This window comes from Bradyrhizobium sp. PUT101 (assembly GCF_052043945.1).
Taxonomy (GTDB): Bacteria; Pseudomonadota; Alphaproteobacteria; order Rhizobiales; family Xanthobacteraceae; genus Bradyrhizobium.
This window is the reverse complement of record NZ_CP197207.1, coordinates 4,950,588-4,973,254: the sequence shown is the minus strand read 5'-3', so window position 1 is coordinate 4,973,254 and position 22,667 is coordinate 4,950,588. Positions and strand designations below refer to the sequence as shown.

General features: G+C 65.2%; 20 protein-coding genes and 1 riboswitch. Of the genes, 11 read left to right on the top strand and 9 right to left on the bottom strand.

The window, feature by feature from the left end; translation table 11 throughout:
- Positions 1–61: 61 nt before the first annotated feature.
- The gene (metW, locus tag ACSHT2_RS23970; protein WP_319332020.1) at positions 62–724 is read right to left on the bottom strand and encodes a methionine biosynthesis protein MetW; all 663 of its coding nucleotides are present in this window, start codon (positions 722–724) and stop codon (positions 62–64) included.
- A gap of 2 nt (positions 725–726) precedes the next feature.
- Positions 727–1,929, bottom strand: coding sequence for a homoserine O-acetyltransferase MetX (gene metX, locus ACSHT2_RS23965; protein ID WP_440642915.1), 1,203 nt, complete (start codon positions 1,927–1,929; stop codon positions 727–729).
- A gap of 85 nt (positions 1,930–2,014) precedes the next feature.
- Positions 2,015–2,094: riboswitch (SAM riboswitch) on the bottom strand.
- Positions 2,095–2,330: 236 nt separating this feature from the next.
- On the opposite strand from metX, the gene ACSHT2_RS23960 reads away from it, so the two are divergent.
- From ACSHT2_RS23960 to ACSHT2_RS23950, 3 genes are read left to right on the top strand one after another with little or no spacing between them, the layout of a single operon-like run.
- Positions 2,331–3,179, top strand: a complete 849-nt coding sequence (locus ACSHT2_RS23960; RefSeq protein ID WP_440636936.1) for a chorismate mutase — start codon at positions 2,331–2,333, stop codon at positions 3,177–3,179.
- A 30-nt stretch (positions 3,180–3,209) separates the two neighbouring features.
- Positions 3,210–4,307: a histidinol-phosphate transaminase gene (gene hisC / locus ACSHT2_RS23955; protein WP_440636935.1), complete on the top strand. Its 1,098-nt coding sequence runs from the start codon at positions 3,210–3,212 to the stop codon at positions 4,305–4,307.
- Entirely contained in the window at positions 4,304–5,239 is a 936-nt protein-coding gene (locus tag ACSHT2_RS23950; RefSeq protein WP_440636934.1) for a prephenate/arogenate dehydrogenase family protein, read from the top strand. The genes hisC and ACSHT2_RS23950 overlap by 4 nt, the downstream gene beginning before the upstream one ends.
- A gap of 119 nt (positions 5,240–5,358) precedes the next feature.
- Here ACSHT2_RS23950 and ACSHT2_RS23945 read toward each other — a convergent pair whose 3' ends face one another.
- On the bottom strand, positions 5,359–6,543 hold the full coding sequence (locus ACSHT2_RS23945) for a DUF2125 domain-containing protein (protein WP_440636933.1): 1,185 nt from the start codon (positions 6,541–6,543) through the stop codon (positions 5,359–5,361).
- Positions 6,544–6,653: 110 nt separating this feature from the next.
- On the opposite strand from ACSHT2_RS23945, the gene ACSHT2_RS23940 reads away from it, so the two are divergent.
- From ACSHT2_RS23940 to ACSHT2_RS23925, 4 genes are all read left to right on the top strand, one after another.
- A complete protein-coding gene (locus ACSHT2_RS23940) occupies positions 6,654–7,277 on the top strand; it encodes a gamma-glutamylcyclotransferase (protein ID WP_440642914.1) in 624 nt (207 codons plus the stop codon).
- Between the two features lie 142 nt (positions 7,278–7,419).
- Positions 7,420–7,662 carry a hypothetical protein gene (locus tag ACSHT2_RS23935; protein ID WP_440636932.1) on the top strand — a complete coding sequence of 81 codons (243 nt, stop codon included), beginning with the start codon at positions 7,420–7,422 and terminating at the stop codon, positions 7,660–7,662.
- A 125-nt stretch (positions 7,663–7,787) separates the two neighbouring features.
- Positions 7,788–9,149 carry a class I SAM-dependent methyltransferase gene (locus ACSHT2_RS23930; RefSeq protein WP_440636931.1) on the top strand — a complete coding sequence of 454 codons (1,362 nt, stop codon included), beginning with the start codon at positions 7,788–7,790 and terminating at the stop codon, positions 9,147–9,149.
- Positions 9,146–12,019, top strand: coding sequence for a sulfatase-like hydrolase/transferase (locus ACSHT2_RS23925; protein ID WP_440636930.1), 2,874 nt, complete (start codon positions 9,146–9,148; stop codon positions 12,017–12,019). Before ACSHT2_RS23930 ends, ACSHT2_RS23925 begins: the two co-directional genes overlap by 4 nt.
- Before the next feature lie 51 nt (positions 12,020–12,070).
- On the opposite strand, the gene ACSHT2_RS23920 is transcribed toward ACSHT2_RS23925, so the two are convergent.
- From ACSHT2_RS23920 to ftsE, 4 genes are all read right to left on the bottom strand, one after another.
- Complete coding sequence (locus tag ACSHT2_RS23920) at positions 12,071–12,844, bottom strand: lysophospholipid acyltransferase family protein (protein WP_440636929.1); 774 nt, start codon at positions 12,842–12,844, stop codon at positions 12,071–12,073.
- Positions 12,845–12,855: 11 nt separating this feature from the next.
- Complete coding sequence (locus tag ACSHT2_RS23915; RefSeq protein WP_440636927.1) at positions 12,856–13,560, bottom strand: YdcF family protein; 705 nt, start codon at positions 13,558–13,560, stop codon at positions 12,856–12,858.
- A gap of 122 nt (positions 13,561–13,682) precedes the next feature.
- Positions 13,683–14,651: a cell division protein FtsX gene (locus tag ACSHT2_RS23910; RefSeq protein WP_440636926.1), complete on the bottom strand. Its 969-nt coding sequence runs from the start codon at positions 14,649–14,651 to the stop codon at positions 13,683–13,685.
- Entirely contained in the window at positions 14,644–15,303 is a 660-nt protein-coding gene (ftsE, locus tag ACSHT2_RS23905) for a cell division ATP-binding protein FtsE (RefSeq protein ID WP_028178893.1), read from the bottom strand. The genes ACSHT2_RS23910 and ftsE overlap by 8 nt, the downstream gene beginning before the upstream one ends.
- 197 nt (positions 15,304–15,500) lie before the next feature.
- Here ftsE and ACSHT2_RS23900 point away from each other — a divergent pair, with 197 nt between their 5' ends.
- Positions 15,501–16,379 (top strand): MJ0042-type zinc finger domain-containing protein, encoded by an 879-nt coding sequence (locus ACSHT2_RS23900; RefSeq protein WP_440636925.1) that lies wholly within the window; start codon positions 15,501–15,503, stop codon positions 16,377–16,379.
- A gap of 117 nt (positions 16,380–16,496) precedes the next feature.
- Positions 16,497–16,871, top strand: coding sequence for a response regulator (locus ACSHT2_RS23895; RefSeq protein ID WP_440636924.1), 375 nt, complete (start codon positions 16,497–16,499; stop codon positions 16,869–16,871).
- A 221-nt stretch (positions 16,872–17,092) separates the two neighbouring features.
- On the opposite strand, the gene ACSHT2_RS23890 is transcribed toward ACSHT2_RS23895, so the two are convergent.
- Positions 17,093–19,771 carry a TIGR02302 family protein gene (locus ACSHT2_RS23890; protein ID WP_440636923.1) on the bottom strand — a complete coding sequence of 893 codons (2,679 nt, stop codon included), beginning with the start codon at positions 19,769–19,771 and terminating at the stop codon, positions 17,093–17,095.
- 169 nt (positions 19,772–19,940) lie between these two features.
- Here ACSHT2_RS23890 and ACSHT2_RS23885 point away from each other — a divergent pair, with 169 nt between their 5' ends.
- Together ACSHT2_RS23885 and ACSHT2_RS23880 are read left to right on the top strand one after the other, a co-directional pair.
- Entirely contained in the window at positions 19,941–20,324 is a 384-nt protein-coding gene (locus ACSHT2_RS23885) for a carboxymuconolactone decarboxylase family protein (protein WP_028134137.1), read from the top strand.
- A 105-nt stretch (positions 20,325–20,429) separates the two neighbouring features.
- Positions 20,430–21,329: an NAD(P)-dependent oxidoreductase gene (locus ACSHT2_RS23880; protein ID WP_440636922.1), complete on the top strand. Its 900-nt coding sequence runs from the start codon at positions 20,430–20,432 to the stop codon at positions 21,327–21,329.
- A 55-nt stretch (positions 21,330–21,384) separates the two neighbouring features.
- Here ACSHT2_RS23880 and lysA read toward each other — a convergent pair whose 3' ends face one another.
- Positions 21,385–22,650, bottom strand: coding sequence for a diaminopimelate decarboxylase (gene lysA / locus ACSHT2_RS23875; RefSeq protein ID WP_440636921.1), 1,266 nt, complete (start codon positions 22,648–22,650; stop codon positions 21,385–21,387).
- Positions 22,651–22,667 lie beyond the last annotated feature (17 nt).

Here is a 22,667-nt window from a genome sequence, read left to right as displayed (position 1 = left end):
CCCGGAATCTCGAGATTCCGGGTTCGGCACTTCGTGCCGCCCCGGAATGACGCCTACGACGTCACTTCCCGCCGCCCCGGCTCAGCAAGAACACCGCCTGCTCGCCGAACATGTTCCACACCCACCAAGGCAGGTTCAGCGGCACTGGGCGGCCATAGAGATCGAGCGCGACCGAGCGCTCCATCTTGACGTTGATCTCGTCGCAGAGCTGCACGAAATCCTTGATGGTGCAGAAATGGATGTTGGCGGTGTCGTACCAGGTCGCCGGCAGGTTCTCCGTGCGCGGCATGTGGCCGCCGACCAGGAGCTGGAGCCGCATCTTCCAGAACCCGAAATTCGGGAACGACACGATGGCCCGGCGACCGATGCGCAGCAGGTTCTCCAGCACGACCTTCGGCTGCCGCGTCGCCTGCAGCGTCTGCGACAGGATCACGTAATCGAAGGCGTCATCGGGATAGTTGACGAGATCGGTGTCGGCATCGCCCTGCACCACCGCAAGCCCCTTGGCGACGCAGCGGTTGACGCCCTCGCGCGACAGCTCGATGCCGCGCCCGTCGATGCCGCGGGTCTCCAGCAGTTGAAGCAGGTCGCCCTCGCCGCAGCCGACGTCGAGCACCTTCGAACCCGGCTTGACCATCTCGGCGACCAGCAGATGGTCGGCGCGAAGCTGACCGGACTGCGCGGACGCGAGCCCCCCCAGCGGCAGCACTTCCTGGACAGACATCGCTAGCGGTCCTTGAGGGTGAGCCCGCGGGCCTTGCCTGCCGATTGCAGGAAGGCGCGGGAGATGTCGAAGAATTCGGGCACGTCGAGCAGGAAGGCGTCGTGGCCGCGATCGGTCTCGATCTCGGCGAACGACACCCGCGCGCTCGAGGCGTTCAGCGCGTGCACCAGCGCGCGCGATTCCGAGGTCGGGAAAAGCCAGTCGCTGGTGAAGGAGACCACGCAGAAGCGGGTCTGGATACCCGCAAACGCCTTCGCCAGCGCGCCGCCATGGTCGGCGGCGATGTCGAAATAGTCCATCGCGCGCGTCAGATAGAGATAGGAGTTGGCGTCGAAGCGTTCGACGAAGGACGAGCCCTGGTAACGCAGATAGCTTTCGACCTGGAAATCCGCGTCGAACGAGAAGGTCGGCAGCTCGCGGTCCTGCATACGCCGGCCGAACTTGCGATGCAGCGCCGCGTCCGAGAGATAGGTGATGTGCGCCGCCATCCGCGCCACCGCGAGCCCGCGATGCGGATGGATGCCATGATCGGCGTAAGCGCCGCCGTGCCAATCGGGGTCGGCCATCACGGCCTGGCGCCCGAGTTCGTGGAAGGCGATGTTCTGCGCCGAGTGCCGCGTCGCGCAGGCAATCGCCAGCGCGGAGAACACTCGGTCAGGATACGCCGCGGTCCATTGCAGCACCTGCATGCCGCCCATCGAGCCGCCAACGACGGCAAAGAGCGTGTCGATGCCGAGCCGGTCGATCAGCATCGCCTGCGCGCGCACCATGTCGGGGATGGTGATAACAGGAAAATCCAGGCCCCAGACCTTGCCGGTGGCGGGATTGATCGACGCCGGGCCGGTCGAGCCCATGCAGCCGCCGATCACGTTGGAGCAGATGATGAAGTAATGCTTGGGATCGATGGGCCGGCCGGGGCCGACAAGCGTCTCCCACCAGCCGGGCTTGCCGGTGACGGGATGCACATTGGCAACATGCTGATCGCCGGTCAGCGCATGGCAGATCAGAACGGCGTTGGAGCGATCGGCGTTGAGCTCGCCATAGGTCTGGTAGGCGATCTGGAACGGGGTGAGGTCGACGCCGCAATCGAGCCGCAGCGGCTGCTCGGTGCCGAACTGCGCGACCTGCGAGCTCGGATGATCCACCTCGTGCGACCGTTCGTCGGCGCTGATCGCAGGACTGGGTACAGACTTGACGCCAACCATCATCGACCTCATTTGCGACTGCCGTCAGACCGCCGCTGGAATCAGGCCATGAAAAACCCGGCCTGAACGATAGGTTCGGCCGGGATCGGAAGCGTCCCCGGCCTGTTTAGCGAGTTTTTTAACGTGGCTGCAAGCCGGCCGGCTCAAATGACCACGGAACAGGCAAAAGCTACCGTCTTGGGCGGTTTTCGTCAAGTCGCGGCCCGGGTCGACCTAATTCGTCTCTGTCTCATCGGCCAAAAAGGCCGTCATTTCTCTTTGCTTTCGCCGCCCCGACTGCCTAATCAGGATTGATCGCAGCGGTGACGGCCTTCCGAATTGTCTTGCCGATCCGCACTGGAACGTCCCTCAACAGCCCAAGCTCTTCAACAGTCCAAGCTCTTAAACAGTCCAAGTCAGATATGACCCAACGTCCGCCCGCGCCACCATCGCTCCAGGAATTGCGCAAGGAGATCGACGCGATCGACGAGAGCATGCATCGCCTCCTGATGCAGCGCGGCGACATCATCGACCGCCTGATCCAGGTGAAGCAGACCCAGGAGGTCGGCTCGGCGTTCCGCCCGGCGCGCGAGGCCGACATGATGCGCCACCTCGTGCAGCGTCATCGCGGCATCCTGCCGCTCGACACGGTCGAGAGCATCTGGCGTGTCATCATCGCGACGTTCACTTACGTGCAGGCGCCGTTCTCCGTCCATGCCGACATCTCCGCGAGCGAGCCGGCGATGCGCGATTCCGCGCGCTTCCATTTCGGCTTCACGGTGCCCTACGTCGCGCATTTCAGCGCGCAGGCTGCTGTCGAAGCGGTCGCAAAGTCCAAGGGTGATCTGGCGCTGGTCTCGGCAACGTCGAGCCGCACGCCCTGGTGGCTGGAGCTGGAAGCCGATGGCGCGCCGAAAATCATCGCGCGGCTGCCGTTCGTCGAACGCGCTGACCATCCGGCCGCATTGCCGGTGTTTACGATCTCGCGGGTCGCCGACAGCGCTTTGGTGACGGAGGTCGAGACCTTCAGCGTGCGCGTCTCCGGGTGGAACGCCGAGGTCGCGCGCGCCCTGTCGCCGCTCGCCGAGATCGTGGCGGTGCCCGATACCACCTTCGATGGCGCGGCGCTGCTGGTCTCGGTCACCAGCGCGACCAGCATCGACAAAGTCAGGGCTGCCCTGATCGAGGCGGGGGCCTCGGTGCGCTCCACGGCCCTCGTCGGCAGCCACGCAACGCGCTATACGGTGCCCCCGACCGGGGCGAAATCGTAAATCGCGCGCCCCGCCATTTCGGAGTTGAAGATGTCCCGCCCCGTGCCGAATCCCGGCATTCTCGATATTGCGCCCTACACCCCCGGCAAGAGCCCGGTGCCGGAGCCGGGCCGCAAGGTGTTCAAGCTCTCGGCCAACGAGACGCCGTTCGGGCCCTCGCCCAAGGCGATCGAGGCGTTCAAGCGCGTGGCGGATCATCTGGAGGACTATCCGGAAGGCACTTCGCGCGTGCTGCGCGAGGCGATCGGCCGCTCTTTCGGGCTCGATCCCAACCGCATCATCTGCGGTGCCGGTTCGGACGAGATCCTCAATCTGCTCGCCCACACCTATCTCAGCCACGGCGACGAGGCGATCTCCACCACGCACGGCTTCCTGGTCTACCCGATCGCGACGATGGCGGTCGGTGCCAAGAACGTCGTCGCGCAGGAGACCAACCTCACTGCTGATGTCGACGCCATCCTGAAGGCCGTGACGCCACGGACCAAACTGGTCTGGCTTGCCAACCCCAACAACCCGACCGGCACCTATCTGCCGTTCGACGAGGTCAAGCGGCTGCGCGCCGGCCTGCCCTCGCATGTGCTGCTGGTGCTCGATGCCGCCTATTCCGACTATGTCTCGCGCAACGACTACGAGATGGGAATCGAGCTCGTCGCCACCACCGAGAACACCGTGGTGACGCACACCTTCTCCAAGATCCACGGCCTGGCCGCGCTGCGCATCGGCTGGATGTTCGGCCCCGAGCACGTCATTGACGCCGTCAACCGCATCCGTGGCCCCTTCAACGTGTCGACGCCGGCGATGTACGCCGCGGTCGCCGCGATCGAGGATACCGCGCACCAGGCGATGTCGAAGCAGTTCACCGAGACCTGGCGTAACCGGCTTACCGAGGAGGTCGGCAAGCTCGGCCTGAAGGTGACGCCGAGCGTCGCCAATTTCGTGCTGATCCACTTCCCGACCGAGAAGGGCAAGACCGCTGACGACGCCGACGCCTTCCTGACCAAGCGGGGCCTCGTGCTGCGCGCGCTGAAGAATTACGGCCTTCCGCATGCGCTGCGCATGACCATCGGCACCGAGGAGGCCAACCGTCTCGTGATCGAGGCCTTGCGCGACTTCATGGGCGGCAAATGAATGCCGATCCGCACTTCCAGCGCGTCGCGCTGATCGGCTTCGGCCTGATCGGCGGCTCGATCGCGCGCGCTGCGAAGCTCCAGGGCCTGGCTGGCGAGATCGTCACCACCGCGCGCTCGGAGAAGACGCGCGCGCGGGTTGCCGAGCTCGGCATCGTCGATCAGGTCGTGGCGAGCAATGCGGAGGCGGTGAAGGATGCCGATCTCGTCATCCTCTGCATTCCCGTCGGCGCCTGCGGAGCCGTGGCGCAGGAGATCGCCGCACATCTGAAGCCGGGTGCGATCATCTCCGACGTCGGCTCCGTCAAAGGCGCCGTGGTCAGGGACATGGCCCCGCATCTGCCGAAGGGCATTCATTTCGTGCCGGCGCATCCGGTCGCAGGCACCGAGCATTCGGGCCCGGATTCGGGATTTGCCGAGCTCTTCATCAACCGCTGGTGCATCCTGACGCCGCCGGAAGGCACCGACACGGCCGCCACGGAGCATCTGCGCGCGTTCTGGGCGGCGATAGGCGCCAAGGTCGAGATCATGACGCCGGATCATCATGATCTCGTGCTCGCGATCACCAGCCACCTGCCGCATCTGATCGCCTACACCATCGTCGGCACCGCCGACGAGCTGGCCCAGGTGACGGAATCCGAGGTGATCAAGTTCTCAGCCGGCGGTTTTCGCGATTTCACCCGTATCGCCGCGTCCGACCCGACGATGTGGCGCGACGTCTTTCTCGCCAACAAGGAAGCCGTGCTGGAGATGCTCGGCACCTTCACCGAGGATCTCGCCAAGCTCACCCGCGCGATCCGGCGCGGCGACGGCGAGGCGCTGTTCGATCACTTCACCCGCACCCGCGCCATCCGCCGCGGCATCGTCGAAATCGGCCAGGATTCCGCCGCGCCGGATTTCGGCCGGCCGCACGCGGCGCTGAAGAAGCCGTAGCTTAGCCCGTCATTTCCGGGGCGCCCGAAGGGCGAGCCCGGAATCCATCGGGCCGCAGCGCAGGCTGTAAAATGGATTCCGGGCTCGATGCTGCGCATCGCCCCGGAATGACGAGAGGATCAATACAGCGGCGGGATTTCGCCGACCTTGACCGGGCCTAGCAGCACGGCGCCGTCGACGAACTTCAGCGGGAAGCTTCTCGCCTTCCTGCCTTCCAGCGTGCTCTCGGTGCCGATCGAATTGATGCCCGCGGCCACGCCGGCATTGGCGTTCTGCTTGATGACCTTGCCGAGCCCGGGTACGGCGCGGTCGAGCGCGCCGAACAAATTGTTGAGGTCCTGCGACTTCACGCCGGGCGCGACGCGGTCGAGCGTTGCCTGCGGCACGCCCTCCTCCAGCATCTTCTCGATGCCGAGCGCCGGGATCACGCGCTCGAGGCCGGTCACCGTCATCTGCAATTCGCCGTCGAGCCGACCGTTGGCCGAAAGGCCGAGCGTGCCGGCCGCGACCGCGATCATCTCGCCCTGCTGGATCCGCGACTGCACGATCTCGATATGGCCGCCGGCAGCCTGGATCTCGCGGAAGCGCTGCGGCCAGGGCTTCGGCGTGAGGTCGGAGAGGCCGGTGACCTTCGCGCGCGTGTCCGCCTCGAACGGCTCGGCGAGCAGGGGATGAACGCCCTGGATGCTGCCCTGCGCGACGTGGACCACGGTCTCGATCACGGGATGATCGGCTGGCGATCCATCGGCGAGGCGGCCGTGCAGCTCGACCTGCTTGGCGCGCGCAAGCGGCACCTGCACGCTGCCGTCGACACGGTTGAGGCCGGGGTCGTCGAACACGATGGAGGCGCGGTCCGGCACGGCCGGCAGGCCGGCCACGCTGGCGCGGCCCTTGCTCCAGTTCACCACGAAGGTGTTCTGCGTGAGGCCGTCGATCAGCGTCGCGGGCGCGGAGAATTCCGCGATGACGCGCTTGGGATCGTAGACCTGGGCGACGACCAGGATGTTGTCGAGCTTCGCCGTGAACGGCGTCCTGCTCGCGTTCTGCGAGACCAGGGCGACGCTGGCGCCGGAACACTGGACCTCGAAGCGGAACGGGAAGCCCGCGATCGAGCGCTTGGCGCAATCATAGATGCGGCCGGACTTGGCCTCCTGCGCCCGCCAGGCGTCTGCGGCGATTTCGGCCTGCGACGCCGCGTAGAACCAGAAACCGCTCCACGCGACCGCGAGGATCAGGACGAGAACGGGTGCGATGAAAAGGCCCCAACGGGAGCGACGGCCTGCGGCAACGGTCATATTGGACATGCGGCGACCCTTTGATCCCGGATTTTGGCAAATGTAAGCGGGGACGGCCTGCGACGAAAGGCGGAGAATTCGCTTCGCTTCGGGGCATGGTTCTGGTAGCCGTGCCCGAAATGTCGGAAATCACCGTCCCTTCCGTCACCACCGCCAAGGGCGACCTCTGGGTGTTCGGCTACGGCTCGCTGATGTGGCGGCCGGGCTTCGAGTTCGAGGAACGCGTCCCGGCCCGGCTGGTCGGCGAGCATCGTGCGCTCTGCGTCTACTCGTTCGTGCATCGCGGCACGCCGGAAAAGCCTGGCCTGGTGCTCGGGCTCGACCGCGGCGGCGCCTGCCGCGGCATCGCCTTCCGCGTCGCCGAGAAGAACCGTGCCGATGTCGTCGCCTATTTGCGCGCACGCGAGCAGGTCACGTCGGTCTATCGCGAGGTGATGCGCTCGGTGTGGCTGGAGAACGATGCGCGCCAGCGCGTCTCCGCACTCGCTTACGTCGTCGACCGCGGCCATGCGCAATATGCCGGCCGGCTGTCGCTCGCCGAGCAGCACCGCCATGTCGTCCAGGGCCACGGCCAGTCCGGCGCCAACCGCGACTACGTGACCGCGACGGTGAAGGCGATCGAGGCCGAAGGCTTTCGCGACGCGCAGCTGCATCAGCTTGCGGCGATGTTGCACGATCACCACACAGGCGATCCTCGTGCACCGACGAGGCCCGATCGCTGCAAGCGCAACACTTTGTTTTAGTTGGAGAACGTCGCCGATTAGACTTTCGGATTGCGTCTTTCGATCCGGAACGACCAGGGTACGAAGCTGCTGACGCGAATTGCAAAGGACCCCGCCCGAGGGTAGGCTTTGTCATATTTGTGTAAGAATGGGGGGACTGGGGATGCTCGGCAACCTCGACAAAATCGGCGGCACGCTCGCGCTGGGGCTCGTGTTCTATTTCACCTCGACAAATGAAAGCTCCGCCTATCTCGACCCCGGCACAGGCAGTATGATCCTGACGTCGATCCTCGGCATTCTCGCGGCAACGATCTACACGCTCAAAGGCTATCTACACCGGATCAAGGCCTTGTTCCGGAGAGGGCCTCGCGGCGCCGCCGCCCATTCCCAGCTGAACCAGGACTGAGCCTCAGCACGGCACCAGGCAATGCTTCGGGCCTCCTGTCCACCCAACGCAGCCGCGCAGCAATGACGCCAGAGCCCGGCTCATACCGGGATTCCGGGAATCGGATCCTTTACCGGGACGGGCAGGTGTTTCGAACGCTCGACGCCCAGGCTGCCGCTCATTGGCATCAACTCCGCCAGACGGCGTTCTTTCAGGCGCTGATGGAGCGTGGGTCCATCGTCGCCACCGAGACCGAGAGCCGTCCGGCGCTCAGGGCGGAAGCGCTTTCCGGCCAATGGATCGAGCTACTGCGGCACGAGCCAATTCCCTTCATCTCCTATCCGTACGAGTGGACGTTCGCCATGCTGAAGGATGCAGCGCTGCTGCATCTCGGCATTCTCGAACAGGCGCTCGAGAACGGCTGGACGCTGAAGGACGGCTCCGCGTACAACATTCAATGGCGCGGGAACCGGCCCGTCTTCATCGACGTCTCGTCCTTCGAGCCGTACCGCCCCGGCGATTCCTGGATCGGGTATCGCCAATTCTGCATGATGTTCCTGATCCCCCTGCTGCTGAAGGCGCATCGCGACATCGACACCGCGCCTCTGTGCCGAAGCGATCTGGAGGGCATCGACCCGGAAGCGGCGCTGAAATTCATCTCGGTGCGCGACCTGTTCCGGCGCGGCGTCTTCTCCCACATCTATCTCCATGCCCGGTTGCAGGCCCGCGCCCGCAGCGCCGAGTCCGGGACGACGCCGGCCGCGCCCAGATGGGCGATCAAGCAAACGGCGGAGATGACGCTTCGCATGGTCCAGTCCATTGCGCGGCTGATCGAGAAGCTCGAACGGCGGGGCGATCCCACGACATGGTCCTCGTACGAGGTCACGCACTCCTACGACGATGCATCATTCACCGAGAAGACGGAATTCGTCGATCGGCACGTTCGCGCCAGACGCTGGCCGCTCGTCTATGATCTCGGCTGCAACACAGGCACGTTCTCGCGCCTGTGCAGCGAGTATGCCGACAGGATCGTCGCGATCGACCAGGACGAACTTGCCGTCGACACGCTCTATCGCCGCACCAAGCCGCTGCAACCGGGCAACATCACGCCCCTCGTCATGCGCTTGAGCAACACCTCGCCTGACCAGGGCTGGCGCGGCCGCGAGAGAAAGTCGTTCGAACGCCGCGCCGGGCCCGATCTGATCCTGTGCCTGGCGCTCATTCATCACATGGTCATCTCCGCGAACATTCCAATGCGGGACTTCCTGGAGTGGATATTCGAGTTCGGCGCCACCGTCATCCTGGAGTTCGTGGGACCTGAAGACGAGATGACGCTGCAGCTGCTCAGGAACAGGCGCAGCGTCCATCCAGGCTACACCCAGCACGATTTCGAATCGATCGCAGGATCGATGTTCGACATCCTGGATTCGGCGCCCCTCAAGAGTGGCCGCAGACGGATCTACCTGCTTCAGCCGAAACCATCGGCAAGAGCGGAGGCCGCCGCATGATCGCGCTGCCCGAGCGGGACCGCGGCGCGGCGGTCCAGCCGACGTCCTTTCTGCTGCATCTGGCGCTTGCGGCGGTCGCGATCGCGCAACCGTTCTACTCCGTCACCGGCACGACCCTGAATTTCTTCGTGGCTTGGCGAACGAGCGGACCGGAGTTCGCAGCATGGATCTTGCTCATCTATGTGGTGCCGCCGCTCCTGACCTATCTGGTGGTCTGGCTTGGCTTCCGGCTGCACCGGCGCCTGGGTCTTGCTTTGGCGTTCATCGTCTTCTCGAGCTATATTTGGCTCGCCGTCACCGGCTTGTTCCGACAATTGGCACGGCAGGCGCCCTATATTCCGATCTCGGACGGTATCGTCGGCGTAGCGCTCCCGACGCTCGCGTTCGGTCTGGCCTGGCTTCTTCTGTCGAAGCCCGGCCTGCGCGGCGCGGTTCGACTACTCGGGATGATGACGATCGCCTTTCCGGCCTTGATGCTGTTCCGCGGCTACGAACTCGGCGTGATCCAGCTATCGAAAGTGCCGCCGCCACCGACGATCGACATGGCGGGGCGGCCCAATATCGTGTTCATCGTCTTTGACGAACTTCCGCTCACCACGATCCTCGATGGCGAGGGAACGATCGACAAGGAGAAATTCCCGAACTTCCATCACTTCGCGCAGAACAGCACGTGGTTTGCCGATGCGCGCTCGGTGTCGGGCGAAACCGAGACCGCGGTGCCTGCGATCCTGGCCGGACGGCTGCGGAAAAACGTGCCGCCGACATACGCAATTCATCCGCAGAACATCTTCTACACTCTGGGCGCCAGCTACAACGTGCTGGATCTCCAGATCATCACCGATCTCAACCCCTTCGCCCAAAGCGGCGACAACCCCGACTCCTCGTTCACGGAGCGGACGCGCCGGATCGCGCGCGACATCGCGATCATCTACGGCCATACCGCCGCTCTGCCATCGTTCGTAGCCGAACTCCCGCCGATCGACCGGCAGCACAATCGCTTTGGCGAAGACGTCGCCACTTCGCCGCACGGCATCCCTCATCACCAGCGTTTCATGGCCGCGTTGAGCGGCGCGCAACAACCGTTCCTCGCCGTCTATCACAACATCTACCCGCACAACGCCTGGCACCGCTATCCATCGGGCAAGCCCTATCAGCTGTCGCTATGGGGCGACTACATCTCGCTCGATCGCAAGATCACGCGGCTCGGCGTCGACGACGCGCGGGTCATGCACGACTACCAGGCGCACCTACTGCAATCCATGCATGCGGATAAGCTGCTCGGCGAGGCCATTGCCCGCCTGAAGGCGACCGGCGCGTACGACAATTCGATGATTGCGGTGGTGGCGGATCACGGCGTTTCACTATGGCCGGGCGAGTGGCCGCGCCGTCCCAACGTCTCGCACAGGCCCGACATCTCGGCGATCCCGCTTCTGGTGAAGTTGCCGGGACAGACCGATGCGCGCGTCGCGCTCGACGAAGTCAAGACGATCGATGTCTATCCGACCATCCTCGACCACCTTGGCCTCCCCCAGCCGGCCGACCTTCAGGGCACGTCGCTTCTCAACGCGATCCGGACGGCGGTTCCGGCCGCTACCGTCACGGCTACCACGCATCGCGCCGATCCGACGCTGAAGCGGCGCATCCAGTGGTTCGGGACAGGAACGTCGAGCGCGGACCTCTACGGCTTCGGGGAATTCCGGAACTACATCGGCCACCCCGTCAGCGCTTTCAAATCGACCCTGATGCCCGACGCCGCCGCTCAGATCCTCGGACCCAACGGCGTGCGGCGTACGGCCGTCCCGGACTCCGCGCGCATCGACGTGCGCCTCTCCGGAGGAAAACAGGACGGCGAGACGCGTAACATTCTGGTTGCCCTGGACGACCGCTTCTGCGGCGCGGCGCGGACGACCGATCTCGAAGTGAACGACGAAGCCAACACATTCACGCTGCTCCTTGCCGAGGAATGTCTCGGCTCGGTTCGAAAGCACGAGCTCAGAGTGTTCGTGGTCGACGCATTCGGGCAGCTCGCCGAAATCCCGGTCGACAAGATTTCCGCCGATCGCGTGGTTACCGAAATCTCCACCATGATCGGCGGATTGAAGGCCCCCGAAGTCAGCCGGCAGCAGCGCATGACGCTGTCTGAATTGCGCGAAAGCGGCATCGACGTTCCCGAGATGTTGACCAACGGTGGCGAATTGGCTGGCCCCTGGGGCGAATTCGCCGTCACGCAGAACAGATTGGAATGGGTCCTCGACTTCTATTCCGTTTCCGAGAACGCCTGTACGACGCTTCTGCTCGGTGTCAACCGGGTGCCCGGCGTCGCCCGGATCGCGATCTCGTCCGATTCCAAGGACGAAATGGCTGCTCCGGCACCGCCGGACAAGATCAAGCAATCCTGTTCGGACGCAAGCCAGGGGTTCGTTCGGATCATCATCTCCGACCGCTCCGGAGCGAACAAGCCGCCTGCGCGGCAGGTGTCTTCCGGCGAAGTGATCGAGGCCGTCGCACAGGTCGTCAGCGCGCTGAAGCAGTCAGGCATCAGGGCCAACGGGCGAACTGAACTGAAGACGTTGCGCGATGCAGGTGTCGCCGTACCCGGCGTGCTGGTGGAGAAGAACCGGCTGTCGTTGCCCTGGGGCGAGGTCGGAATTCAGAAGGAAGGCAGACGGTGGGTCATCGACCTGTATTCCGTGCCGAACGCGGTCTGCACCGCCGTGCTCCTGGGCATCAACGACGTGCCGGCCGTCGCGAAGGCCGCGACGACGGAGGCCAGCAAGGACGAGACGAATATTCCGATCAGCGCGGATTTTGCCGCCCAGAACTGCCGGCACCCGCGGGCGGACGTCGTCAGAATCATCACGACCGAATAGAAGGACGTTGCCAGGCTGAATCGGGGCACCAGCGGCAGGCGAGGCGCGACCTCAGCTGGCGGCGCCCGCATGGCTCGGCGCGGAGCCGATCAACTGCTCCTGCTCTTTCCGGCCGGCTTCGACGAGGCGGCCGGTCGCGTCCTCGATCGCGGCTTGCACGCGGGAGAGAAACTCGTCCTTCGGCAGGCCCGGCGGCAACGGTTCGAGAAACTCCACCACCAGGGTGCCGGGATAGCGCATGAAGGTGCGGCGGGGCCAGAACAGGCCGGAGTTGAGCGCGATCGGCAGGCACGGCACGCCGCACGACGAATAGATCTGCGCGAAGCCGGTCTTGTAGTCGGGCGGCGCGCCCGGCGCGCGGCGCGTGCCTTCCGGAAAGATCACGAGCTGGCGGCCGCTGCGCACCGCATCGCGCGCCCGCCGCGTCATGTCCAGCAGCGCCTTCACGCCGGCATTGCGGTCGATCGCGATCATCCCGGTCTTGACCAGGAACTGACCGAACACCGGGATCTGCATGAGCTGGCGCTTGAGGATGAAGATCGGCCGGTTGAAGAAACCCGGCAGCACGAACGTCTCCCAGAACGACTGATGCTTTGCCACGATCAGCAGCGGTCCTCTCGGGATCTTCTCCACACCGCGGAATTCCACCTTGATGTTGCAGACCACGCGCATCAGGAACAGCGTTGCCTTGGCCCACCATTCTGCCACCGTCAGCATGGCGCGGGGCGGCAACGCGAAGGTCGGCAGCGCCACGATCGCAAGGCCCACCAGCACGGCGTAGAACAGCACGTTGAACACGAGCGAGCGCAGAAAAATCAGAGACATCGATAGTCCGATCAATTAGCCTGTGCGGTGGCGGGCCGCTTCGGCCGCTGACCTGCAGGCTGCTCCGACATCTCGGGCCAAAGGTCAATCCCGAAATCCTCCAGCCGCACCCTGACCTCGGCGGCGATGTACTTGACATATTCCGACAGGAGCAGCCGCAGCGTCGATCCCGAGGTCCACCACGGTTCCTCGCGCCATTTATCGCCGACCACCGCGAACGGGATCAGCGTCGTCTGTGGCATCGCATGCGAAAATTCCACCAGCGCACGCGGCATGTGATAGTTGGAGGTCACCACGATCAGGGATTTGAACCGGCGCCCCTCGGCCCAACGTCGCGCCTCCGCCGCGTTGCCGCGGGTCGAGAGCGCGGTGCGGTCGAGGTCGACGCAACAAGTCATGAAGGACTGGTTCTCCGGCAAAGTCCGGGAGATGTCGCTCGCCGTCGAGGTCGGATGCACGCCAGAGATCAGGAGCCGCCTGCCGTAGCCGGCAGCGAGCAGCTCCATCGCGTCCGATACCCGCGAGGAGCCGCCGGTAAGCACCACGATGCCGTCGGCCTTGCGGTCGGGCACCGTCTCGGCGCCTCGCAAATGCGACAGGAACGCAACGAAGCCTGCGGCCGCGCCGACAAAGGCAAGTGCGATCGCCGACACGATTGCCGCGCGCAGCCAGCCGCGCGGCAGTTTCGGCGATCGATCGTCGGTCGGCGAGGTCATGCGATGTCGGTAATCCCTTCCCTGAAGCGATTTTAAGACGTTTTAAGGCGAAGTGGAGTCCTGCGAATGGCTGCGAGCTCGGTCACCCTCTCCCTTGTATGGGGAGAAAGAAAGAAAAGAACTCAATCAACATCATTCAAGGTCGCAAACAGCGTCTGGCGCGAGGCAACCGCGGTGATGCCACCGATCAGCACGGCCTGGACAGCGAGCACGATGTAGGCGGATGGCCGCAGCGAGAAGGTGCCGAGCAGCGCGGCAAACTGGTCGCCGACGGGGGTACCGGAAAACCAGCCTGCGATGGACTCGGAGAAGCCGAACACCAGCATGGCGGCGCCCCCGCCGATCACGCCGCCTTCCAGGCCGAGCCTGAGGAAATGACGCAGGAAGTGATTGGCGATGTAGCGGTCGCCGGCGCCGACGAAATGCAGGACCTCAACGATCGGACGGTTCGCCGCCATGGCGCCGCGGGTCGCGAACGAAACCGAGATGATCGTGGCGATGATGACGAGTGCGAGAATGCCGAGGCCGGCCAGCACGATGGCGTTGGTCATCGAGCGCATGCGCTCGATCCAGGCGCGGTGATCGTCGACGCTGGCGCCCGGCGCGACCTGCGTCACGCGCGCGCGCAAGGCGCCGAGATCGAGCGGCGTGCCCGGCTGCACGCGCGCGATGATCATGCGCGGCACCGGCAGATCGTCCATCGACAGGCCGGTGCCGAGCCAGGGCTCGAGCAGCTTGCCGCTCTCCTCCCTGGTGAACGGCCTGACCTCGACGATGCCGGCTTGCGCACGCATCGCCTCCGTCACGGCCACGGTGTCGCGCTCGAGATCACGGCCGGCCTGAGGACGAACCTGGATGGTGATTTCGCTCGCGACGTCCGACTGCCATTCGGCGGCGGAGGCACTCACCAGCAGCACCGTGCCGGTGGCCATCGAGGCGAGGAAGCTCATGATGGCGACGACGGCGACCAGCGCTCTGCCATGGATCGAGGCGCGCGGCACGATCGGCGACATGTTGCGTGCCTTGGCCGGAAGCTGCGGACGCTCCTGTCCGAGGTCGACCAGCACGCCGCGCTCGTCGGTCCTATTCATAGACGTGCAGCCGTCCCTGGTGCAGCACCAGCCGCCGTGCTTCGTACTGGTCCATCAGGCCGATGTCGTGGGTGGCGATGATGACGGCGGTGCCTGATTTGTTGAGCTCGATGAAGAGCCGCAGCAGGCGGCGGCCGAGCGTCGGGTCGACACTGCCGGTCGGTTCGTCCGCGAGCAGCAGCTGCGGACGCGAGATCACGGCGCGCGCGATCGCCGCGCGCTGCTTCTCGCCGCCCGACAGGATCGGCGGCAGCGCGTCCATGCGGTCGCCGAGTCCGACCCAGCGCAGCAGATCGATCACCTCCTTGCGGTAGCTCGACTCGCTGCGGCCCATGACGCGGAACGGCAGCGCGACATTCTCATAGGTCGTCATGTGGTCGAGCAACCGGAAATCCTGGAGCACGATGCCGATGCGCTTGCGCAGGTCCGCGATCTCGTCCTTGCCGAGCTGCGAGATGTCGTGGCCGAACAGAGTGACGAGGCCCCGTGTCGGCCGATGCGACAGAAACAACAGGCGCAGCAGGGAAGTCTTGCCGGCGCCGGACGGTCCGGTGAGAAACTGGAAGGAATGCGCCGGGATCTGGAAACTGAGATCGCGCAGGATCTCCGGCCCCAAACCGTAACGCAATCCGACATTTTCGAACCGAACCAAGCTCAGCTCCGTTCGAGAGGGGAAGCGGGTCGCACTGCGGCGCTCCGCCATGTGCGATCAACGGGTTTTGCCGCCGTTATGGTTTCCGGTTCGTTAACGGTCGGCCTGTAGCATGTTTCGCAAAATCCCTGCCGCCCGCTTCGCCGCGACCGGCTGATCGTCAAGATTCGTCCTCGTTCGTGCATCAAGGCTCGTCCATGCATATCGTCTGCCCCCATTGTATGACATCCTACGCCATCAAGCTCGCGAGCCTTGGCGCCAACGGACGGGCGGTCCGCTGCTCCCGCTGCAAGGAGACCTGGATCGCCCATGCGGAGGATGCCGTCGAGGAGGCGTCCGTTCCGGCCATGGCCGCTGCCAGCCGCGGCGACAACCAGTCCGACCTCGCCGAGCAATGGAACTCCTATGCCAATGACGACGGCGCCGCGGATGCGCCTGTCGTCGAGAGCCCCTCAATCGCCAGCGACTGGCCGGATGAGCAGGCCCGCGAAACCGAGGACGAATGGTCAGCGGCGGCCCGGCAGGCCGAAGAGGAGGTCGCCGGCGCACAGCACCAGTCCTGGTTCCGCGGCCTGTTCCCCCGCCGCGGCGCGCGGGTGAGCCGCCCGGTCCCCACCACGGCTCCGCGCAGATCCTATTTTGGCCTGCCGATCGCCTGCGCCGCGATGGGCGCGCTGGTGCTGGCACTTACGATCTGGCGCAGCGACGTGGTGCGGCTTCTGCCCCAGACGGCGGCGTTCTACAAGATGGTCGGGCTCGACGTGAACCTGCGGGGCCTCGCCTTCAAGGACGTCAAGCTCTCCAGCGAGACCGTGGATGGTAAGCAGGTGCTGGTGATCGAGGGCGTGATCGTCGGCGAGGGCAAGAAGCCGCTCGACATCCCGCGGCTGCGCTTTGCCGTGCGCGACGCCCAGGGAGCTGAAATCTACGCCTGGAATACGGTTCTGGAACAGGCCGTGCTGCGGCCCGGCGAGCGCGCCTTCTTCCGCTCGCGTCTTGCCTCGCCGCCGCCGGAGGGCCGCAATATCGACGTTCGCTTCTTCAACCGGCGCGACATTGCCGGCGGCAGCGTATAACCGATCAGGCTATCACTGGAGCATGATCTTTTCGGAAAACCGCTTCGCACTTTGCCGGATCATGCTCAAGGTCCCGCAGGGAAGGTTGATCCCAAGGTTGGTCCCAAGGTTGGTCTCATGCCGAAAATCCTGATCGCCGATGACGAGGATTCGATGCGCCAGCTGGTGGCGCGCGCCATCGCCATGGACGGCCACGAGACCGTCACCGCCCAGGACGGCGCCGAGGCGCTGGAGATCCTGACCCGCGAGGACGGCGCTTTCGACCTGTTGCTCACCGACATCCAGATGCCGATCATGGACGGCATCGCGCTGGCGCTCTCCGCCGCGCGCGATTTCCCCGATCTGACCATTCTGCTGATGACCGGCTTTGCCGACCAGCGCGAGCGCGCCTCGAACCTGAATGCGCTGGTGCATGACGTCGTGACCAAGCCTTTCTCGGTCGCCGACATCCGCACGGCCGTGGCGGATGCGCTGGCGGCAAAGAGGGGGTAGGCCAGCAATAGCCACACATGCGCTGTCATGCTCCGCGAAAGCGGGGCGTCGAGTACGCCGCGGCTTCTCGATTCAATCGCTACCGTCTTGGAGTACTGGATCGCCCGGTCCCGTCTCCGTAAGGCTACGCCGGGCCCCCAGCGGAGCTCGGCCGGCGAAGCTTTAGCGAAGACGGCAAGCCGGGCGATGACACTGAGTGTGTCGTCAAAATGAGTGTGACGTCAAAATTCCTTCAGCAGCCGCTCGATATAGTCGAGCTCGATCTGCGGGCGCGAGGGATCGCCGAGACGACGGCGGAGCTCTTCGAGAATGCGGCGGACACGCTGGGTGTCGATCTCGCCGGGAATCTTGACCGTATAATCGTCGCCATATTCGCGCCCATGCAGCGGACGGCCCAGCGGGTCGGTCTGGTTGCCACCGCTCTGCTGACGGCCGGCGCGCTGGCCGGGGCCGTCGCCCTGGCCGTCACCATCGCCCTGCTGCATCGCCTCGGCCATCTTCTGCGCACCCTTGCGCATCGCGTCGAGCGCCTTGCCTTGCGAGTCCACGGCGCCGTCGGCATTGCCCTCGCCGAGCTTTGATCCCGCATCGCCCATGGCACCGTCGGCAGCATCCAGACTGCCGTCGTCATCGCCTTGGTCGCCGTCCTGATCGCCGTTCTGGCCGGGCTGGCCCTGGTCCCCTTGCTGGCCCTTCTGTCCCTGTTGGCCTTTCTGGCCCTTTTCTCCCTTCTGCGTGAGGCCGCGCTTGGCAAGCTCGTCCTGCAGCTTCTTCAGGCGGTCGCGCAGCCCCTCCTGGTCCTGCTGCAGCTCCGACATGGACTGATCGCCCTGCTGCTTGCCGCGCGAGCGATCACGCCGGGAATCCTGGCCCTGCTTGAAAGTCTTGTCGCGCAATTGCTGCTGCTTGCGGATCATGTCGCCAAGCTCGTTGAGCGCCTGCTCCATGTCGCTCTCGCCGGACTGCCCCGGCTGCGCCATCTGGAGACCTTCCAGCATCTGCTGGAGCTGATCGAGCAATTGTTTGGCGGCATCCTTGTCGCCGGAGCGCGACAGGCGCTCCATCCGGTCGATCATGTTCTGCAGGTCCTGCTGGCGCAGGACTTTGGTATTCGGGTCGAGCGGCCGCGCCAGCTGCTGCGGGTCATTGTTGTTGCGGAACTGCTCGGCGAGCTGGCGCATGAAATCGTTCAGCGCCTGACGCAGATCCTGCGTGAGCTTCTTGATCTCTTCGTCGCTCGCGCCGCGCTCCAGCGCCTGCTTCAGCGCGTCCTGAGCCGCTCGCAACGCCTTCTCGACGTCGGAGATCTTGCCGTCCTCGATCGTCACCGCAAGCGCCCACAGGCTTGCCACGACCTCGCGCAGGGCATCATCGGTACGTGCGGCCTCGAGCTGTCGGGCAACGCTGTGGAGGCCGAGATATTGTCCGGGCTCCGGCGTAAACATCTCGGGCGCGATCATCAGCGCGTCGAGCGCGGCATACACGTCGGAATTCTTGTTGGCGTCGAGCGCGAGAATGCGGCGCTGCTCGATCAGTGCACGTGCCAGCGGCTTGGTGAAGAGCCGTTCGGGAAGGCGCATGTTGAACGGTTCGCTTGTGGCCTCATTGCCGGCCTCGTCCTTGGCCGTGAGGGTCAGCGTGACCTCGGCGCCGGCATAGGGATCCTCGCTGAGATCCTTCACCGACTGTCCGACGCCGTTGCGGGTCCGCGCATTCGGCAGCGCAAGCGGGAATTGCGGCGGCTGGAACAGCGGACGCGGGGCCGTCCTGGTGTCGCCATCGCCGGCAGCAGCCTTATCGCCGGGAGCAGCCTTCGCCGCATCCTTGGCGTCGTCCTTGGCATCATCCCGGGCACCGATCGATCGCGGGGCAAACTTCGCTGCGGCACCGGTGACGCCGTAATCGTCCTCGATCTTGTAGGAGAGCTGCAGCGCGCCGCGCGCCTGGCGCTCCGGGTCCTTGGCGAGTGCGATCGTCGGCGCACGGTCCGGCGTTGCCGCAAAGGCCCATTGCGGCTGGCCGGAAGGCGCGCGGACATGCGCCGTGCCGTCGCCGGAGATGGCAAAATGCCTCTCGTTGGTCCCCTTGGGGCTGGCTTCGGTGGGCGCAACCTCCTTGAGGCCGCCGGAGACGGCGACATCCAGGTTGCCGCCTGAGGAGCGCACGATCAGGGTCGAGCCGGCGGGGACGGCGAGCGGGCCGCTGGCGGGCAGGGCCGCAGCTTCCTTGTTGGCGGCCGACAGAATGACCGGAGGCCTGCCGGTGTACAGCGGCGGCGTGACCCAGGCATCGACGCGAACATTGCTCGGCGCCAAGACCCCGTTCCAGTCGAAGGCGGCGCCAAGCCGCATCGCACGCTCGTCACCGGCGGCGAAGAAGGTCGCAACCAGCATCACCATGACCAGCGCGCGCAACGCCCAGGGGTCGTGAAGCGCGAGCCGCGGGTGCGGCAGACCGGCGCGGATGCGCTTGATGGACGCCAGCGTACGCTCGCGCTGCGCCTGCCAAAGCGCCTGCGCGACCGGATCTTGGGAGGTCAGCGTGTCCGTGAGCGTGGTGGCCGGGCGGTGACGGATGCCGGAGCCACGGTCGAGCCGGACGAGTGCTTCCGCGCGGCTCGGCCAGCGGAAGCCAATCAACGGGAACAGGGCGGCGAGCGCGATCGCGGCGAAGAGGGCGAGACCGATGGCCCGGGCCATGAACGGCAGTGCCAGCCAGAGACCGGCCCAGGACACCACCAGGAACAGGCCGGCGACGGTCAGAAGGCGCGCCACATTGGGCCAGGCACGCTCCCACGCGATGGCATAAGTGGCCCGATCGAGGGCCTGCGCCAACTTCAGCCGCGACAGCGCATCACTGCTGCGGATCGGGTCTGACGGGTCGGGGGTGACGCCGTTCAATCAACTCTCCAGGTTGCCCGGTAGAGAAGAGCCTATCACAACGGCAGCACTGAGGCATCCGTTCCTGTACGGGAGAACCCCCTTTTCCCGCATAACACGAGGACGTGACTGGCCCGGTGCAACCCCGTAATTTCCGCGCGCCATCCCTGAGGGAAACGAAGGAAACGCCATGGACAAGAAGATGCACGACAAAGGCCTGGAAGTCCGCAAAGCGGTGCTGGGCGAAGCCTATGTCAACAACGCCCTGAAGAACGTCGATGATTTCAACCGCCCGTTCCAGGAGATGCTCAACGAATATTGCTGGGGCACTGTGTGGGGACGCGAGGAGCTGCCGCGCAAGACCCGCAGCATGCTCAACATCGCCATGATCGCGATCCTCAACCGCCAGCACGAGTTTCGCGCGCATCTCAAGGGCGCGCTGACCAATGGCGTGACGCGCGAGGAGATCCGCGAGATCCTGATGCAGGTCGCGATCTACGGCGGCATGCCGGCCGCGGTCGACAGTTTCCGCATCGCGCGCGAGGTGTTCGCGGAGATCGACGGGAAGGCGTAGCCAATTCCCGCTGTCGTCCCGGACAAGCGGAGCGCCGATCCGGGACGACAGCGGGGATGGAACGCGTATCGTCCACAACGACAAAGAAGCAAAAAAGGAAACACCATGGACATCGGATTCATCGGGCTCGGAAACATGGGCTTCCCGATGGCGCGACGGTTGATCGAGGTTGGACACAAGCTCGTCGTGTTCGATACGCGCAAGGAGGTCACAGGCGAGTTGGTGGCGCGCGGCGCGACTGCGGCGGCATCGCCGAAGGACGTCGCCGATCAGGTCGAGACCGTGATGGCGAGTCTGCCCTCGCTGCAGGCTTCACTCGACGTCGCCACGGGAGCGAACGGCGTGATCGAGGGCAGGCGCGCAAAACGCTTCATCGATCTCTCCACGGTCGGCTCGACGATGGCAGCGAAGATTCACGGCCTACTCGCCAAGCGCAACATCGTGCAGATCGACTGCCCCGTCTCCGGCGGCGTCGGCGGCGCCGAGAAGGGCACGCTGGCAGTGATGGTGTCAGGACCGAAAGCCGAGTTCGAGCTGCTGAAGCCCGCACTCGACGTCATCGGAAAAGTGTTCTTCATCGGCGAGAAGCCCGGTGCAGCGCAGACCATGAAGCTCGCCAACAATTTCCTGTCGGCTACAGCGATCGTGGCGACCTCGGAAGCGGTGGTGATGGGCGTGAAAGCCGGGCTCGATCCCGCCGTCATGATCGACGTCATCAATGCCGGCTCGGGCATGAACACGGCGAGCCGCGACAAGTTTCCGCGCTCGGTGCTGCCGCGCACGTTCGACTTCGGCTTCGCCACGGGGCTGATGGTAAAGGACGTGCGGCTGGCGCTGGAGGAGATGAAGCAGCTCGGCCTGTCGATGGAGGTTGCCGATGCGGTCGGGCGGCTATGGGAGACCGTGATCAGCGCGGAAGGTGCCGAGTCCGATTTCACCGCGGCGATCAAGCCGATCGAGAGAAAGGCGGGAGTTGTGGTTGGCGGGACCAAGGGCGGGGAGTGACAGGGAAGTAGTCGCCCCACACTCTCGTCGTCGTGAGGCGCGCTTGTGCCGCCCCTCACAGCCACGGTGCGGGCTTATCCATCGCGATGAGCTGCTCGACCTCTACGCGCGGGCGCACCACAGCGTATTGGTCGTCCTTCACCAGCACCTCGGGCACCAGCGGCCGGGTGTTGTAGGTGCCGGCCTGCACCGCGCCATAGGCGCCTGCGGTCATGATGGCGAGGAGATCTCCGGGCTTTGGCGCCGGCAGCGAGCGGTCGAGGGCGAGATAGTCGCCGGTCTCGCAGACCGGGCCGACGACGTCGGCCATGATCGTGGCGGCGCCCTTGGCCGGCTGCCTCACCGGCAGGATGTCGTGATAGGCCTCATACAGCGTCGGGCGGATCAGGTCGTTCATGGCGGCGTCGATGATGACGAAGTTCTTGCCGTCGCCGTGCTTCACATAGATGACCTTGGCAACCAGGATGCCGGCATTGCCGACGATCATGCGGCCCGGCTCGAACATCAGCGTGCAGCCGAGATTGTGGCTGACGCGCTTGACCATGGCGGCATAGGCGTCGGGTGCCGGCGGCGCCTCGCGGTCCATGTCATAGGGGATGCCGAGACCGCCGCCGAAATCGACGTGATTAATGTTGTGGCCGTCTGCCCGCAGCGTCTGCACGAATTCGGCGAGGATGCGGAACGCGGTCTCCATGTTGGAGAGGTCGGTGATCTGGCTGCCGATATGCACGTCGGTGCCGGTCACCTCGATGCCGGGGAGCCTGGCGGCGCGCGCATAGACCTCGCGCGCATGCGCGATCGGGATGCCGAACTTGTTCTCGGACTTGCCGGTCGAAATCTTGGCATGCGTGCCGGCATCGACGTCCGGATTGACGCGGAGCGAGATCCGCGCGGTCTTGCCCATCTCGGTCGCAAGGCGCGACAACGAGTCGAGCTCGGGCTCGGATTCCACGTTGAGGCAGAGGATGTCGGCGGCAAGCGCGGCGCGCAGCTCCTCTTCCGTCTTGCCGACGCCGGAGAACACGATCTTGCTGGCCGGGAAACCGGCAGCCAGCGCGCGCTTCAATTCACCGCCGGAGACGACGTCGGCGCCGGCGCCGAGCTTGGCCAGCGTGCGAAGCACCGACTGGTTGGAGTTCGCCTTCATGGCGTAGCAGACCAGCGCCTTCTCGCCGGCGAAAGCATCGGCGAAGACGCGGTAGTGCCGCTCCAGCGTCGCGGTCGAATAGCAATAGAACGGCGTGCCGACGGTGGCGGCCAGCTCGGACAGGTTCACCGCCTCGGCGTGCAGAACGCCGTTGCGATAGTCGAAATGGTTCATGGCGCAGGCTCGGTTGT